General features: G+C 27.1%; 15 protein-coding genes. 7 read left to right on the forward strand and 8 right to left on the reverse strand.

Translation table 11 applies throughout. The annotated features are described in order from the left end of the window. Positions 1 to 18: 18 nt before the first annotated feature. Entirely contained in the window at positions 19 to 810 is a 792-nt protein-coding gene (locus tag CLSA_RS14630; RefSeq protein WP_022747161.1) for an HAD-IIA family hydrolase, read from the reverse strand. Positions 811 to 1073: 263 nt separating this feature from the next. Beyond that, positions 1074 to 1292, reverse strand: a complete 219-nt coding sequence (locus tag CLSA_RS14635; protein WP_022747162.1) for a hypothetical protein — start codon at positions 1290 to 1292, stop codon at positions 1074 to 1076. Positions 1293 to 1911: 619 nt separating this feature from the next. On the opposite strand from CLSA_RS14635, the gene CLSA_RS14640 reads away from it, so the two are divergent. Both CLSA_RS14640 and CLSA_RS14645 read left to right on the forward strand, forming a co-directional pair. Continuing rightward, on the forward strand, positions 1912 to 2499 hold the full coding sequence (locus CLSA_RS14640) for a hypothetical protein (RefSeq protein WP_022747163.1): 588 nt from the start codon (positions 1912 to 1914) through the stop codon (positions 2497 to 2499). Positions 2500 to 2758: 259 nt separating this feature from the next. Continuing rightward, positions 2759 to 3421, forward strand: coding sequence for a macro domain-containing protein (locus CLSA_RS14645; RefSeq protein ID WP_022747164.1), 663 nt, complete (start codon positions 2759 to 2761; stop codon positions 3419 to 3421). 206 nt (positions 3422 to 3627) lie between these two features. Here CLSA_RS14645 and CLSA_RS14650 read toward each other — a convergent pair whose 3' ends face one another. Then, positions 3628 to 4170 carry an NADH peroxidase gene (locus CLSA_RS14650; protein WP_022747165.1) on the reverse strand — a complete coding sequence of 181 codons (543 nt, stop codon included), beginning with the start codon at positions 4168 to 4170 and terminating at the stop codon, positions 3628 to 3630. A gap of 705 nt (positions 4171 to 4875) precedes the next feature. On the opposite strand from CLSA_RS14650, the gene CLSA_RS14655 reads away from it, so the two are divergent. From CLSA_RS14655 to CLSA_RS14665, 3 genes are all read left to right on the forward strand, one after another. Continuing rightward, the gene (locus CLSA_RS14655) at positions 4876 to 5757 is read left to right on the forward strand and encodes a DUF5685 family protein (RefSeq protein WP_022747166.1); all 882 of its coding nucleotides are present in this window, start codon (positions 4876 to 4878) and stop codon (positions 5755 to 5757) included. Between the two features lie 149 nt (positions 5758 to 5906). After that, complete coding sequence (locus CLSA_RS14660) at positions 5907 to 6527, forward strand: J domain-containing protein (protein WP_022747167.1); 621 nt, start codon at positions 5907 to 5909, stop codon at positions 6525 to 6527. 15 nt (positions 6528 to 6542) lie between these two features. After that, positions 6543 to 7037: a hypothetical protein gene (locus CLSA_RS14665; protein ID WP_022747168.1), complete on the forward strand. Its 495-nt coding sequence runs from the start codon at positions 6543 to 6545 to the stop codon at positions 7035 to 7037. 462 nt (positions 7038 to 7499) lie between these two features. Here the strand turns inward: CLSA_RS14665 and CLSA_RS14670 are convergent, their stop codons facing one another. Further along, complete coding sequence (locus CLSA_RS14670) at positions 7500 to 8522, reverse strand: pyruvate kinase (RefSeq protein WP_041716292.1); 1023 nt, start codon at positions 8520 to 8522, stop codon at positions 7500 to 7502. A 160-nt stretch (positions 8523 to 8682) separates the two neighbouring features. On the opposite strand from CLSA_RS14670, the gene CLSA_RS14675 reads away from it, so the two are divergent. Further along, a complete protein-coding gene (locus tag CLSA_RS14675) occupies positions 8683 to 9162 on the forward strand; it encodes a DUF4883 family protein (protein ID WP_022747170.1) in 480 nt (159 codons plus the stop codon). A 470-nt stretch (positions 9163 to 9632) separates the two neighbouring features. Here CLSA_RS14675 and bcaP read toward each other — a convergent pair whose 3' ends face one another. Continuing rightward, entirely contained in the window at positions 9633 to 11075 is a 1443-nt protein-coding gene (bcaP, locus tag CLSA_RS14680; protein ID WP_022747171.1) for a branched-chain amino acid transporter BcaP, read from the reverse strand. 450 nt (positions 11076 to 11525) lie between these two features. Here bcaP and CLSA_RS14685 point away from each other — a divergent pair, with 450 nt between their 5' ends. After that, a complete protein-coding gene (locus CLSA_RS14685) occupies positions 11526 to 12368 on the forward strand; it encodes a PHP domain-containing protein (RefSeq protein WP_022747172.1) in 843 nt (280 codons plus the stop codon). 279 nt (positions 12369 to 12647) lie between these two features. Here CLSA_RS14685 and CLSA_RS14690 read toward each other — a convergent pair whose 3' ends face one another. The 3 genes from CLSA_RS14690 to CLSA_RS14700 form a co-directional block, all read right to left on the reverse strand. Then, on the reverse strand, positions 12648 to 14045 hold the full coding sequence (locus CLSA_RS14690; RefSeq protein ID WP_022747173.1) for an aminopeptidase: 1398 nt from the start codon (positions 14043 to 14045) through the stop codon (positions 12648 to 12650). 229 nt (positions 14046 to 14274) lie between these two features. Next, a complete protein-coding gene (hprK, locus tag CLSA_RS14695) occupies positions 14275 to 15186 on the reverse strand; it encodes an HPr(Ser) kinase/phosphatase (RefSeq protein ID WP_022747174.1) in 912 nt (303 codons plus the stop codon). 164 nt (positions 15187 to 15350) lie between these two features. Then, a complete protein-coding gene (locus CLSA_RS14700; RefSeq protein WP_022747175.1) occupies positions 15351 to 15554 on the reverse strand; it encodes a DUF896 domain-containing protein in 204 nt (67 codons plus the stop codon). Between the last annotated feature and the right edge of the window lie 858 nt (positions 15555 to 16412).

Consider the following 16412-nt stretch of genomic DNA (forward strand, 5'->3'; position numbering starts at 1 on the left):
AAATAATAAGTCTAAAAATTACGATTTTAATTCGTTATATAAATCTTTTATTCCATTAAAATGATAAGTAGGTTTAAATTCTGTATCTATCAAATCTTTTTCACTTGCTTCTCCAGTAAACACAAGACAAGTATCAACATTAGCATTAATTCCACAAGCAATATCCGTATACAATCTATCTCCAATTACTAATGTTTGTTCTTTTTTTAGTTTAGTTTGCTTAAGACAAATATCTATTATATCCTTATTGGGTTTTCCTATAAAAAACGGAGTTTTTTTAACTGCATGCTGTAGCATTTCACATAATGCTCCACAATCTGGAACAACTCCAAACTTTACTGGACAGACTAAATCTGGATTTGTTGCAATATAATCTATTTTTTTAGTAATTAACAAATGACATATATTCTCTATCTTCTTATAATTCAATTCATTGTCGTATCCGACAACTGCGCAACATATACTTTCTTGTAATTCTTCTACAACATTTAATCCAAAACTTCTTAATTCCTCCACAAATGATGTAGTTCCAACCACAAAAATCTTCTTTTCATCATAATGTTTTTTTAAATATAAAGCTGTAGCATAGGAAGATGTAACAAAATTTGTTTTATCAACCTTAAGTCCTAACTTGCTAAATTTTGTTACATAATCTTCAATACTCTTAGTAGAATTATTGGTTATAAAAATATATTTTCCACCTATATTTATTACATAATTCATAAATTCTAAAGTTCCATCAATTATTTCATTTCCTAATGCTATTGTACCATCAATATCTAATAAAAAAAGTTTTTTATTCTTTAGCATATTATTCTCCGTATTAACATTTTATAAAAATATTATATTCCAAATTTACTATTACATTTTTTATTATAATAAAAATTTTATTTTTTATTCAAAAAATTATATTTAGGCACATAGAAAACTTTCATGTGCCTTATTAAAAATGAATCATTTCAAATCATCTTTTATGTAAAACTAATTATTTTAAACGCGTTGTAATAATATTAAACCGTTATCACAACGCATTATTTTAATATAAAATTCTTCACCTAATATTATTAAACATTTTACATACCTTGAAAAATAATCATCCCCTCTTCTTCTTTTACTATTCCCATACGTTCTAATTTATCTAATTCATTTTCTAAATTAAATTTTTTAATTTCTTTGTCATCAACGTGTGTTTTATTTTTTTGAAAATATCTTTTTAATTCATAATAACTTATTTCCTTAGCGTCTATTATAATATTAATTAAATTAGAAGAATAATTTGAAATTGTATCCATGAACAACACCTCTTAATTTTTATTATTTTTTTATTGTGATTAATAAATGTTATTTTCTATATATTAATGGTATGGTTAAAATTCAGATAATAGAACTTTATTTTTCTACAATAAAGCTAATCAAAAAAATAATAAATCTATCTACCAGCCTGCTTCCCATCATTCTGTGTCAGTAAACTGCCATAATATGCTCACTATGATGGCAGTTTACTTCATTGCCTGATAAAAAATAGTCATAGCAGTTTTGGATTTGTTACTTATTTTCATGTGCCTTATTGTTTCAAATTAGATTAATTAGGGAATAATTAATGCTATATAAGGTACATTCAAAAAATAATCATGACATTTAACTTGTTATTTTCTTTCATGTGCCTGACTTTCAACAATCTAATATATATCTTTTATCATGATAATTTGATATAATGATATGATGTTTCTAGTATTACATGTTTTGAGCATAATTTACTTTAGGCACGTGAAAATAGTTTATTTTTTACAAAGTCTTATTACTCTAAACTAAATGAATGAAATATTAAAATTATGAAAGAGGTGCTTAACCATAAATACAAATTATAAAACTCAAGAAAATAAATACAATACAAAAGGTAACCTTACCGAAATGACTGTTTTAAAGAAAGATGGAACTGAACTTATCTGCAAAATGGATACTTTTGATGCAGAAAGAGTTCAAAAAGCAGGAGTTTGGTTTGCAGAATGGCACAAAGATTTTAACAGCTATTTAGTACAAACATTAACTACTACTAATGTTAATGGGAAAATTAAAAATATTAAACAAAGCATTCAATCATTTATCTTAGATGTTAGTCCTAAAGCTCCAATAAAACATTTAAATGGGAATACTTTAGACAATAGAAAGCAAAATTTAGAGCTATACAATAGAACCTTAAAAAATGATTGTGAAAAAATAGATCATGAAACAATGGCTATAATTTTAAGAGATAAATTTGGAAATCCAAAAGAAAAAGCTCTAATCTCTATGGAAGATGTTAATAAAGTTATTAAAGACGGTTATAACTGGGTTACATATAAAAAAGATTCTGAATATATGGTTGTTGCTAATACTCCTGAAGGTAGAATCCGTTTAGATGAACTTATCATGAATCCTGATGAATCAATGAAAGTTCACCATATAAATTTAAATCCTTTAGATAATAGAAGAGGAAATTTAGAAATCAAGGAAATATAAAAAATAATATCTTGTAAAATTCACAAATCCTTACCAAAAGATCATACATATAAGAAATAACCTTATATGTATGATCTTTATTAATGTAAATCCTAAATGCAATTTTGAAATATTTATCTTCATACTAGCATACAAGCAGTTATTCTTTACTATTACTTATGCTTTTTTACATTTAATGTAATTATAGGTTTTTATTTTAAGTAAATAGGTGTAAACTATTAAGTAAGAGAATTTATATGACTGATATGAGGTGGTTAGTTTGACAATATTCAAAATAATTTTAGGAGATATAACGAAAATTAAATATGACGCAATAATAAATGCGGCAAATACATCATTACTAGGCGGAGGTGGTGTTGATGGTGCTATTCACAGAGCTTGTGGTGATAAATTATTAGAAGAATGTAGAGAATTAAACGGATGTTTAACTGGTAAAGCTAAAATAACAAAATCGTATGATTTAATGGAACAAGGTGTATATTGGGTAATACACACTGTAGGTCCTATTTATAGACATAATGGTAATGAAGAAAAATATTTAAGAAGTGCTTATCACTCCGCTCTTGATTTAGCAAGTACTTACGCCGACAACTACTCAAAGCAATGTAATGAAATTTTGAATAATAATCTTTATCGCTTTAGTAATAGTGGATTTATAGGTGCTAAAAAAAAGGAAATTTTAATCAGGGATTTTAATGAATACATTCAAGAACATCCAATTAAAACTATTGCATTTCCTTCTATAAGTACAGGGGCTTATTCTTACCCATTGGAAGAAGCAGCTTCCATAGCATTAGACGAAATGCTAACTTTTATCAAAAACTTTCCTGATGCTTTCGATGAAATTGCTATGGTATGTTTTGATGATAAAACTTACAATGTATATCAAACTGTATATAATGAAAACTTTTTAGAAAAATGATTTATACTGCACTTATCTTTAATTAATACTTTAAACTAACATAGTAAAAACATATTTAAATTTGAAAATAATAGAGCAGATATTCTAGCTCTAAGCTAAATATATCTGCTCTATTTATCTCATATATATTATAATCTTCAAATATTTTTTAATTATTAATACATATCTTTAAGGCACGTGAAAATAAATATTCTAAACTATAGCTTTTATGCAAAATATCTATCTAATAATCCCTTGAATGCTCTTCCATGTCTAGCTTCATCTTTGCACATTTCATGTACTGTATCATGAATTGCATCTAAATTTAACTTCTTAGCTAAAGTAGCTAAATCCTTTTTACCTTGGCAAGCACCATGTTCAGCATTTACTCTAGCTTCTAAATTAGCCTTTGTATCTGCAACTACTACTTCACCTAACATTTCAGCAAATTTTGCTGCATGTTCTGCTTCTTCAAATGCTATTCTTTTATAAGCTTCAGCAACTTCAGGATATCCTTCTCTATCTGCTTGTCTTGACATTGCTAAATACATACCAACTTCTGTACATTCTCCAGCAAAGTTTGCTTGTAATCCTTCAATTATTTCTTTATCTACACCATTAGCTACTCCAATTACATGTTCATCAGCAAAAGCTAAGTCTCCGCTTTGTTCTATAAACTTATCTGCGCCAACTCCACACACTGGACATTTTTCTGGAGCTGCTTCTCCTTCATAAATATAACCACACACTGTACAAACGAATTTTTTCATAATATTTTCCTCCTAAAACTTCTAAATTTATTTATTTTTATTTTTATTTATTTATCTATGTTAATTTCTTCCTTGCTACATTTATTATTATATAATAATTATTATCCGTTGTAAAGTGTTTTTTATATATTTTTCAAAAAATATACATCAGGAGTTTAAAACACATTAAAACCTATTACTGTATAATTGAATTAATTAATAAATCATATTGCAACATAGATGTAAATGAATGTTACGACATTTATATCTATATGAAGACACTGTTAATTTTATTAACTCTTCCATGATAAGATATCCAATTTAAGAATTAGACTTATTTGTGGTTAATATCCCTACTAGAAATCATATATATATTTATAAAGTAAGCATTTGAAATTGAACTGTTAAAGATTCTAAATGGCAGCTTGTTACATTTACTGCTTGTCAAAATGAATATTTGGAACATGCAGAAATGGGCAAAAGCTCCCATTTAGAATCTTCCAGCGAAAATTTCATAAGTCCGACGAAACAAATATATATATGATTTCGGTGAGTTACCACATAAGTATGATTTATAGTTTGCATATCTGTGGAACTGTTGAGATTATCTTATAAATATTAATATTCTCTGAAATTTTTATTATGTATATATAAACTTTATTGTTTTAATATTGAATTTTACTGTATAATGAGCTTATACTTAACATTAATAAGGAGTGTTTTAAATTGTTTGGATATGTTACTCCATTGAAAGGTGAAATGAAAGTAAAAGATTTTGCTAGATTTAAATGTTACTATTGTGGACTATGCTGCCATATAAAAAATGAATTTGGAAATATTCCAAGAGTATCTTTAAATTATGATATGACTTTTTTAGGTTTGTTATTAGATGCTTTAAATCCTGATGAGCTTACGGCAACCTCTCATAGATGTATACTTCATCCTACTGAAAAGAAAACTATAATTTATAATAATAAAGCTCTATCTTATGCTGCCTCTATAAACATATCCTTATTTTATTACAAATTAATCGATGATGTGAATGATGATAAAGACTTCAAAAGTAAACTTGGTATTGTATTTTTATCACCATATAAAAAAAAGTTTTCTAAATCGATATTAGATATTAATACTAGTATTAAGCACTACCTAAATGAACTTTATATTTTAGAAAATAATAAATCTTTTAATTCTATCGATGAAATATGTGATCCATTCAGTAAACTAGTAGGAACTATCTTTAAAGACTATCCTTATGAATTAAATGATGATTCTAATGATTTGCGAGATACATTATATTCATTAGGCTATTCTTTAGGAAAATGGATTTATTTAATTGATGCTTTAGATGATTTAAAATCTGATATTGAAAAAAATAAATTTAATCCGCTAAACTTTTTGTATAATAAAGAAAGCTTGCCATATGATAAATTTATACAATACATTAAACCTAAATTAGAGTTTACAATTTTAAATTGTGGATATAATTGTAAAGAAAATTTAAAAAAGCTAGATCTTAAAAGAAATAAAGATATTCTATATAATATAATTGAACTCGGCTTAATGGACAAATATGTTAAAATAATTGATAGTACTAAGGCACAATAGAAAAATAATAAGTTTATCTACCAGCCTATTTTTCATCATTCTGAGTAAGCAAAATGTCATCATAGGTCCACTATGATGACAATTTTGGACTTGTTATTTATTTTCATGTGCCTAAACATACTAATGAAACCTAAAAGGAGCGATTTATAATGAACCCATATGAAATACTAGGAGTAAAACCTGGTGCTAGCCAGGATGAAATCAAAAGTGCATACAGAAAACTGATTAAACAATATCATCCAGATAAATTTATAGATAATCCATTAAAGAATTTAGCTGAAGAAAAAATGATGCAAATCAATGAAGCATATGAAACTTTGACAAAGAATTCAGGTAACAATAATTATAGCAGTTCAAATAATTATACGGACTCATCATCATATAGTAATAATTCTTCAAACAACTCATATGAATTTCAAGAAATAAGAAGATTAGTTCAGTCTGGAAACTTTTCTGCTGCTGAAAATCGTTTAAATTCTATCAGTATAAGAAATGCAGAATGGCACTATTTATATGGTGCAGTAGTGCTTCAAAAAGGATGGTTTGATTCTGCTCTTGAGCACATGGAAAACGCTGTTAGAATGGATCCTAATAATTTTGAATATAGACAGGGATTAAATTCATTAAGACAAAGGAGCAATAGTTACTCTAATCAATATTATAGAACTACTAATAGAAACAGTACTGATGTTTGTCAATGCTGTATAGATCTTTGGTGCTTAGATTCATTATGTGAATGTATGGGTGGGGATTTAATTGGATGTTGCTAGAAGGAGGCACATACTATGAAATCAAAAAACATTGCACAAAGCGGAATACTAATAGCATTAAATCTTGTTATACTTTATTCCGCTTCAATTCTTCCTATTAGTACTTTATCTATACTAACTGTTGCTTCCTGTATAACTCCAATTTCAATCATTAGAACATCAATAAAGAATGCAATTTTAATTTACTTATCTTCAAGTATTTTAAGCTTTTTCTTAGTATCAATTAATATTGCTATTTATTATACATTATTCTTTGGAATATATGGGATAATTAAATATTTCATAGAAAGGTTTAGCAATTTGCTTATAGAATTAATATTAAAATTGCTTTCTTTCAATGTATTGTTAATGATATTTTATATAATAGCTAAAAGCTTTTTAAGTATCCCACATAAATTTCCATTGTGGTTACTATGGATATCCGCACAAATTATATTTTTAATTTACGATTATGCCCTAACTTTACTTATAAGCTTTATTATTGATAAATTTCACAAATATAATTTTTGAATAAAGTTATATGGATAAAGAACTTGGGATTTAGAATTGTGTGGTTAATAACCGAAATAAGAGGGAATTCTTTAGCTCGGTTGTTAGATAATTTAGCTGTGAATTTCTAACAGAGAAATTGGATACATGTTTGTGTACTAGGCCTTTGAAAATAAGCTGTTTAGGTTCTTAAGTTCAATTAACCAAATCTATTATTTGGTTAATTGAACTTACTCAGTGAACAAATGTGAGTCGAGTTTCCTTGGCAATATTGTTCCATTTACTGCTTGTCACAAAAGTGAGAATCGAAATTTTATATTTCGTTATTCGAACTTTATCTGTGAGCTTTTATACTGGGAGCATGCAGAAATGGGGCAACCTCACATTTAGAAATTTTCATAATCCTATTGAACAAATATGTATCTAATTTTGGCTGAGATTCACATAAGTTCTATTCTTATTGCCGAACCCTATAGATCTATTTTATATACTATATTTAGTAATTAAGTTTTTTAGAAATTCTACTGTTCTTATAGGAGCCTTTCCTACAGATGTTTCACCTGCCAAAAGAAATCCTGTTACTCCTGATTTTATAAAATTATATACACTTTCTACCTCTGAAATTGATGGCATTTTCCCATTTTTCATGCTGTTTAAAACATGTGTTGCTATTATAATATCCTTATCTTTTACTTCAACTACTTCACTTATTATTCTATCCTCATATATAGGTGTATCTTCTATTGATGTTTCTGGAATTAAATCTCCTCTTCCTATAACAATTCCATCTACTTCATTCAAAATTTTTTTCATATTATTTATTCCATTTACTGTTTCTATTTTAGCCCAGATCTTTGGACTAAACTTCTTATCAATATTTTTATCTAAAAATGATTTTATTTCTTCAATATCTTGTATATCCTCTACAAATGATTGGCAAATTATATCTACGTCATTCCTAATTCCCCACTCTATAGCTTTTTTATCCTTAGAACTTAAAGAAAGTATGCTTCTATCTAGTTCTTTTATATTACATCCCTTTCCTCTTCTAATTATTCCTCCTTTTATAGTACTAACTTTTATAAATTCATCTACTTTTCCAATTACATTAAATATCATTGTATTATCCTTAATTGTTATTTGTTTATAATCTTTTTCATTTAGCATTTTATTTTTTATATTTAAAGGTATTATCTTCATCTTCATTCTATTAATTTTATTTCTTATTTCCTCGTATTTATCTTCTCCGCAAAAATAAATTTCTTCATTATCATAAATTTTATATATATATTCAAATTTGTTTGACACTCTAACCTTTGTTCCTGAAAGATCAAGTATTATATCTATATTGCTGCTTATTTCCTTAGCCATTTTCAAGAACTCATCAAAATCATTTTCACTTCCATGAGCAAAATTAAATCTTAATGCATTAACACCATTATCTATTATGCCTTTTAATGAATTTCTGTCTTTTACATTTGGCCCTACTGTTCCTATTATATACATGTTTTCCTCCAAATTATCACTATGTTTATTAATATTAAAAATCTTCATTAATTATCACTTTTTAATCACTATTGCAAATTAAATAAAATGATAAAAGTTCTAAAAAATCTTGTTATGAATAAATTTATATAGTATAAAAATTATTTCAGGAGGTATTGATTTGAAAAATTTAAGATATATTTCCATTTTATTGCTTTTGCTTTTTTCTTTAAGCGGATGTAATATTCAAGACCCGAAATACATAAGTTTTTCTACAAAACCTAATAATCATTATTATACTGATGAACTTCGGAATAAGATTTTAAGTAATGAAAAATTTACGCTTTATGTATTTGATACAAATCTCTATAAAGAAATTGAAGTACCAAGCGAAGAAAACTCTATTTTTGAAAACTTCACTAATACATTAACTAATGATAATTATATAGATGATAAAGTTGATGCTAAAGAACCTTTTAGATTAAAGGTAGTATTCAAAGATGACAAATATCTTATTAAAGTATTTAACGACTCTGTTGTATCTATATGTCCATGGGATGGTAATTACAAAGAAGATATCGTTTCTATAAAAAATTTACCTTTAAGATACAATCTATATGATTTCTGTAAACACATTCAAAATGAGCCATCATCTAATTAACCAGTTTATACATTATTATTTTAAAATTTTACTTTTAACTCGATTCAATAATCTTAATAACTATTACTATTTCTATACTTTAAGTAAACATAACATTTAAAAAAATCTGTCTCAAAATAAATTTTATATGCAATCTGTTAATGGTTTAAAATATAAACTATTCATCAGCATATTACGATAATTTTATATTTTGAGATACTCTTTTTTTATTTTTATAACTAAATAAATTACCATTCGAAATAAACTAACCGCTTTCAGTTGGAATTAGTTCACCTTCCAAAATTATTAATAGAATTTATTATTTACAATTTTACTCCATAAACATGTATCTATAAACAAAAAACACCTAAGTTTCAGACAACTAAAACTTAGGTGTTTATATAAATTTTATCATACATAACATTTAAATCGGAATATTATTAAATTATATTTGATTTAATATTAATAATTTTAAAGCAACTTACCTCATATTAATTTGTAATGGTTGCTTCGCAACTTTTACCTTCTCCAGCTTTTTCATCTCTTATTTCATTATTCATAGTACTATGACGTCTTCCATAAGCTAAATATACTACAATTCCTAAAGCAAACCAAACTACAAATCTTATTTTTGTTGCAGTTTCAAGCTGTAAAATAAGTCCAAAGCATGCTAATGCTGATATTATTGGAGTAATTGGTACAAGTGGACATTTAAATGATCTTTTTATATCCGGTCTCTTTTTTCTTAATACAACAATTCCAAGAGAAACAATAATAAATGCTGCAAGTGTACCTATATTAGTTAATTCTGAAACAATTCCTATTGGTAAAAATCCTGCAATAATTGCAGTTGCAACTCCAACTATAATAGTACTGTTCACAGGTGTTTTTGTTTTTTTGTTTATACCACCGATAACTTCAGGTAAAAGTCCATCTCTTGACATAGCGAAAAATATTCTAGTTTGACCAAACATCATAACCAAAAGAACAGAAGTTAAACCAAATACCGCTCCTACTGAAACTAATGCTGAACCCCAGTTTATTCCTATTTGTTCAAGTGCAAAGGCAACTGGTGCTGCTGTATTCATATAATTTAAATATGGAACTACGCCTGTTAATATTGCTGATACTACTATATACAATACTGTACAAATTAAAAGTGATGCTATTATTCCCTTTGGTAAATCTTTTTGAGGATTTTTAACTTCTTCTGCTGCTGTAGATACTGCATCAAAACCTATATATGCAAAGAACACATATGCTGCACCTTGCAATACTCCATTAAATCCATAAGGCATAAATGGTTGCCAATTTGCAGGTTTTACATGACCTACTGCTAAGAATATGAATAGGAATATAATTACAAGTTTGATTGCAACTATAAGATTATTAAATTTTGCACTTTCTTTAACACCTATAATTAATAAAATTGATATGACACCAATTATAAGCATTGCTGGTAAATTAACTATTCCTCCTTCATATGGAGAAGCTACTAAACTTGCTGGTAAATTAATACCCATATTTTTAAGAAGATTTACAATATATCCAGACCACCCTATAGCAACTGCTCCAATTGCTACAGCATATTCTAATATTAAATCCCATCCTATTATCCATGCCCATACTTCACCAAGTGCTGCATAGCCATAAGTATATGCACTTCCAGCAACAGGAATCATTGCTGCAAATTCAGCATAACAAAGAGCTGCAAACGCACAGGCAAGTCCTGCAACAATAAATGATATTACCAACGCTGGTCCTGAAAATTTAGCTGCTGCTACTCCTGTAAGTACGAAAATACCACTACCTACAATTGCACCGATACCCAACATTGTAAGTTCAAAAGCACCTAAACTTTTCTTTAATGATTTTTCACCTTCTGTCTCTTTAATTAACGTTTTAATTGACTTTGTTCTAAAAATATCCTTCATAATTATCGTCACCTCTCCATTTTTTTAGATTCATGAATAACTTTTTGATTTTTTTATTATTAATAATTTCAATTTAAATATAATTCTGAAAATTCTTGCAAATGCTTATTAAAGCCCATTTCTTCCTTTCCCCCTATTTTTTTAAGCCTTTGCTTGATTTTTAACGTTAAAAATATAAAAAAAAATAGGACTAGTGATCTACACCAGTCCTTTGCGTATATTTATATTATACTCAAGTTCTTATATTTGTCAATAACATTAATGAATATAATTCGTAAAAACTTATTGCTAATTATTAATATTCATTTATTAAAAGTATTAAATAATGTATACTTAATTCCTCAAGTTATGATATCATAGTATTATTAAAATTTATGCGAATACATACTAATATTAGTTTATATATAACATATATTAATATTAAAATTTACAATATTGGAGGTTTATTATATGCTAAAAGTGGATTTTCATGTTCATACCTCTTGTTCTGATGGAACATTATCTCCCAAGGAAGTTATTCAACGAGCTAATAAAAATAATGTAAAATGCTTATCAATAACTGATCATGATACTTTAAGTGGATTAACTGATGCTATAGACGAAGCCTTAAATTATGATATTACATTAATTCCTGGAATTGAATTATCAACACAACATAACGATGAGAGTATACATATTTTAGGTTTCTTTAAAGACAACAGTTTTAAAAATGAAGAACTTATTGAAGAATTAAATAAAATTAAAAACCATAGAATTCTTAGAGCTAAATCTATAGTTAATAAACTTAAAGAAGAATTTAACATTGAAATAAGCTTTGAAAAAATACTTAAAGATTCTAAAGATACCGTGGCTAGGCCTCATATAGCTAGAGCTATAATTAATTCTGGTTATCCTTATACATTTGAAGAAATATTTGATAACTTTATTGGAAAAGGCTGCAAAGCTTATGTTCCTACACTAAAGTTATCTACACTTGAAGGAGTAAAACTTTTAAAAAAATATAATGCTCTTGTATTTTTAGCTCATCCAAAATTAATCTCTAAATCAAACCTGACTGAATTCTTAAGTATGAGTTTTGATGGGATTGAAGGAATCTATTGTCAAAATACTATTAAAGAAACTATCAACTTTTTGAAATTTGCTGACGAAAACAATTTATTGGTATCATGTGGTTCTGATTTTCATGGAAACATTGAATCCGATACTCGCCATGGAGATATAGGATCCATGGAACTTCCATCCAAATACTTTTTGAACTTACTAGATGCATTAGGTATAAATTCTTATAGATAAATAACTTTCAAAACAGGAATTAATTTAATTAGGGCTACATTCAAAGGCAGAAGAAAATGGTACTTTTTTGTGTAGTGTTACATTGAGAAAATAGTTGTAGGATTTTTTTTACCAAAAGTTATTTCATCTTCGCATGTCATCAACTCGTTTGAGGAACATGCAAAGATGGAATAACTTTTGGTATTAGAAATCCACAACTATTTTCTCTAGTAACCGAAACAAAAAAATACCATTTCCTTCAGTTAATCACCATATAACTTTAAATTGCATATATATTAACTACGCTTCAATTAAGAATGCTCTGTAACCTTTCATTGTTTCAAATATGTCAATTTTACTAGCAACTTCCCATGGTGCATGCATATTGTGAAGTGCAACTCCGCAATCTATTACTTCCATGTTATATTGAGCTAGTATATAAGCAATAGTTCCGCCTCCACCAACATCAACTTTACCAAGTTCTGCTGTTTGAATTGAAACATTATGCTTTTCCATTATGTTTCTAAGTTCTGCCATATATTCTGCATTAGCATCATTACAACCTGATTTTCCTCTGGCTCCAGTGTATTTATTAAATACCATACCTCTTCCAAAGAATGCAGCATTTTTCTTTTCCATAACAGATGGATAATTAGGATCAAATGCAGCACTAACATCTGATGATAACATCTTTGAATTAGTAAGGCATCTTCTTAGTTTAAGATCTGAATATCCTTCTACTTTATATATGACTTCTGCAACTATGTTTTCAAAAAATCTTGAATGCATTCCAGTAGCACCCACACTTCCTATTTCTTCTTTATCAACTAAAAGACAGCAACAAGTTTTATCAGTTTGTTTTATATCAAATAAAGCTAAAAGCGAAGTATATGAACATACTCTATCATCATGTCCATAAGCCATAATCATGCTTCTATCTAAGCCATAATCTCTAGCTTTTCCTGCAGGTACTATTTCAATTTCTGCTGATAAGAAATCTTCTTCCTCAAAATCATATTTTTCTTTAAGTATCTTTAAGATATTAGCTTTAACAGCATCTTTTTTAGTATCCTTTAAAGGCATACTTCCAATTAATACATTAAGGTCTTCACCTTCAATTACTTTATTGGCCTTTTTATCCATTTGATCTCCTGCCAAATGAATTAAAAGATCAGATACTCCAACAACAGGATCATTTTCATCTTCACCAATGCAAATATCAATTACAGTTCCATCTTTCTTTACTACAACTCCATGCAATGCCAATGGTAATGTAACCCATTGATATTTTTTGATTCCACCATAGTAATGCGTATCTAATAATACCAATTCACTATCTTCATAAAGTGGATTCTGCTTTGCATCTAATCTTGGTGAATCTATATGTGCACCCAAGATTTTCAATCCAGCTTCCATTGGTTCATTTCCTATAACAAATAAAGCAAGTGTTTTACCTTTATTATTAGCATAAACTTTATCTCCTGGCTTTAGTTGTTGTTTATTCTTTATAATATCTTCTATATCTTTATAGCCTTCAGCTTTTGCTAATCTAATTACTTCCTTAACACATTCTCTTTCGGTTTTACACTTTGACATGAATTTTCTATAACCTTCACAAAAATCAAAAACTTCTTCAACTTCTTTGCCATTATACTTATTCCATGCATTTTTGCTCGATTCTTTTTTTTCAATACTCATAACTATCCACTCCTTTTCTTTAATAAGGCATATATTAAATATATTAGAATTTTAAGCACATGAAAATAAATAACAGATCCAAAGTTTGACATGGATATTTTTCATCAAGCAATGAGGCAAATTTTCCTCATTGCGGGCTATTAGGTCAATTTACCGAAGAATGATGATGGAAAATAGGCTAGCAAATGAACTTGCTATTTATTTAATTGTGCCTTATATAAATGTTATACTACAAATCACTAATGTTATTCATTCTAGTTTCAATTACATCAACTGGTGTAACTTTAGACATCAGTGCATATCTATAGTTAACAGCAGCAGCTTCAATGATGACTGCAATATTTCTTCCTGGTCTAATTGGAACTGTCAACTTTTTAACATCTATACCTAATATATTCATATATTCATTGTCTATACCTAGTCTATCATAATCATTATCATCTTTCCAATGCTCAAAGTGCATAACCAACTTTATTTCTTTTTGTTGAACAACAGAGCTTAACCCGTAAAGTGTTGTAACATCTATAATACCAAGACCTCTAACTTCTAACATTCCTAATGTTATTTTTGGTGATCGCCCTATTAATTGTCCATCTATTTCTTTTATATCAACTGCATCATCAGTTACAAGTCTATGACCTCTTTTTATTAATTCTAAAGCAGTTTCACTCTTGCCAATCCCACTTTCTCCTGTAATTAATATACCTAATCCAGAAACATCAACTAGAACACCATGTAACCTTGTTTCAGGAGCAAGTTTATCTGCTAAATATATAGTTGTTTTGCTTATAAATTGAGTTGTTACCAGCTTAGTTCTTAAAAACCACACTTTATGTTTTCTAGCTTCTTTAATAAATTCTGGATGTGGCTCTAATCCTCTAGTTATGATTAAACATTTTATATTAAAACTAAAATACTTTTTAACTCTTTTTTTTCTTAGCTCTATTTGCATATCATCTAAGAAACTCCACTCAGCTTTTCCTATAACTTGAATTCTTTCTGGTGCAAAATAATTATAAAATCCTGCCAGCTGTAATCCCGGTCTATTTATATCATTTACAGAAATATCTATATTTTCTTCACCTTCAACAATAACCTCTAAATTAAAATCATCTATTAGTTTTTTAACTGAAATTTCCATCACTCATCACCCTTTTTTCTTATTTTCATACATATAAGAGAAAATAATAGTTAAAATATGTAGTGTATATTTTTATCTAATTAACAAATAATATTATTATGATTAGTTACCATAATACATTTCATCCGTAGAACAGAGCATGACTCAAAATAAAAACATATTTATTATTTTTTTGAGCATGCCTTAGCCTTAGGTTCTATTCCTTCTAACTGTGCTCTAAAGTTTTTCTTAACATTATCTATATATCTTTTTCTAAGTTTACCTTGCAAATCTTTTTCTTCTGTAGTTAAGTCTCTTTCTTGACTCACTTTATATAGTAAATTTATTTTTTCTACAACTTCCTCAATTTTCATCCTTTGAATATCCATTTCATATCATCCTTTCTGCATATATATGAATAATTTTATCATTTTAAATAATATAATCAATATAAAATATTTCGACATTTTCCTAATTTAAGCTTTTTATAATGTCGAAATGATTCTTTTTAAATTTTCCCCTTTTATACAATTAAATACCATCGCTTCTTTTTAAAAAATATTTTTAAATGGTTTATTTTATTTTTTTGCCAATGATTGTCATTAATTGTATGATGAATTGTTTTTACAAAATCTGTTTTTTTGTTTATAATTAACCTATAAAAAGAACCATTTATGGTAAAAAGAGGTGTAATTATGAAACATTTGGAACCTTGTAAGCTTAAATGCAATATTTTATTTAGAAAGTACTTAATTAATTTGTTATTGTTACTTTTTCCTCCTACTAATAAGTTTATGGTCACTTTATCGCAAGATTTGGACAAGTATATTGTTTTATATCAAAAAAAATTATTTTTTACATACTCAATTAAAAATAAAATCTCCAATTCTATAAATGATATGGTAGCATAACATAATTTAACTTATATAAATAATAAATCAAATTTATGTTATACGTACTATAATCTTTAATATCAAATTTATTTTAAATTGCTTAATAAATATTGTATTTAGATTATATATAGAATTTAATATTTTACCTATATGCATTCAATTATGCATATGGGTTTATTTTTCCGGAGAAAACAAAATTCATTAAGCCTTTCTTGTCTGTAAAGTAACCTTTTTTTTGACTTTTATAGTTTATAATTTTATATAAATATAATCGAATATGATATCACTTTATTTATTATAAGTTATAAATTATGTAGTTTCCTATATACTAAAAAACACCTCATTTCTGAGGTG

This window comes from Clostridium saccharobutylicum DSM 13864 (assembly GCF_000473995.1).
Lineage (GTDB): Bacteria > Bacillota > Clostridia > Clostridiales > Clostridiaceae > Clostridium > Clostridium saccharobutylicum.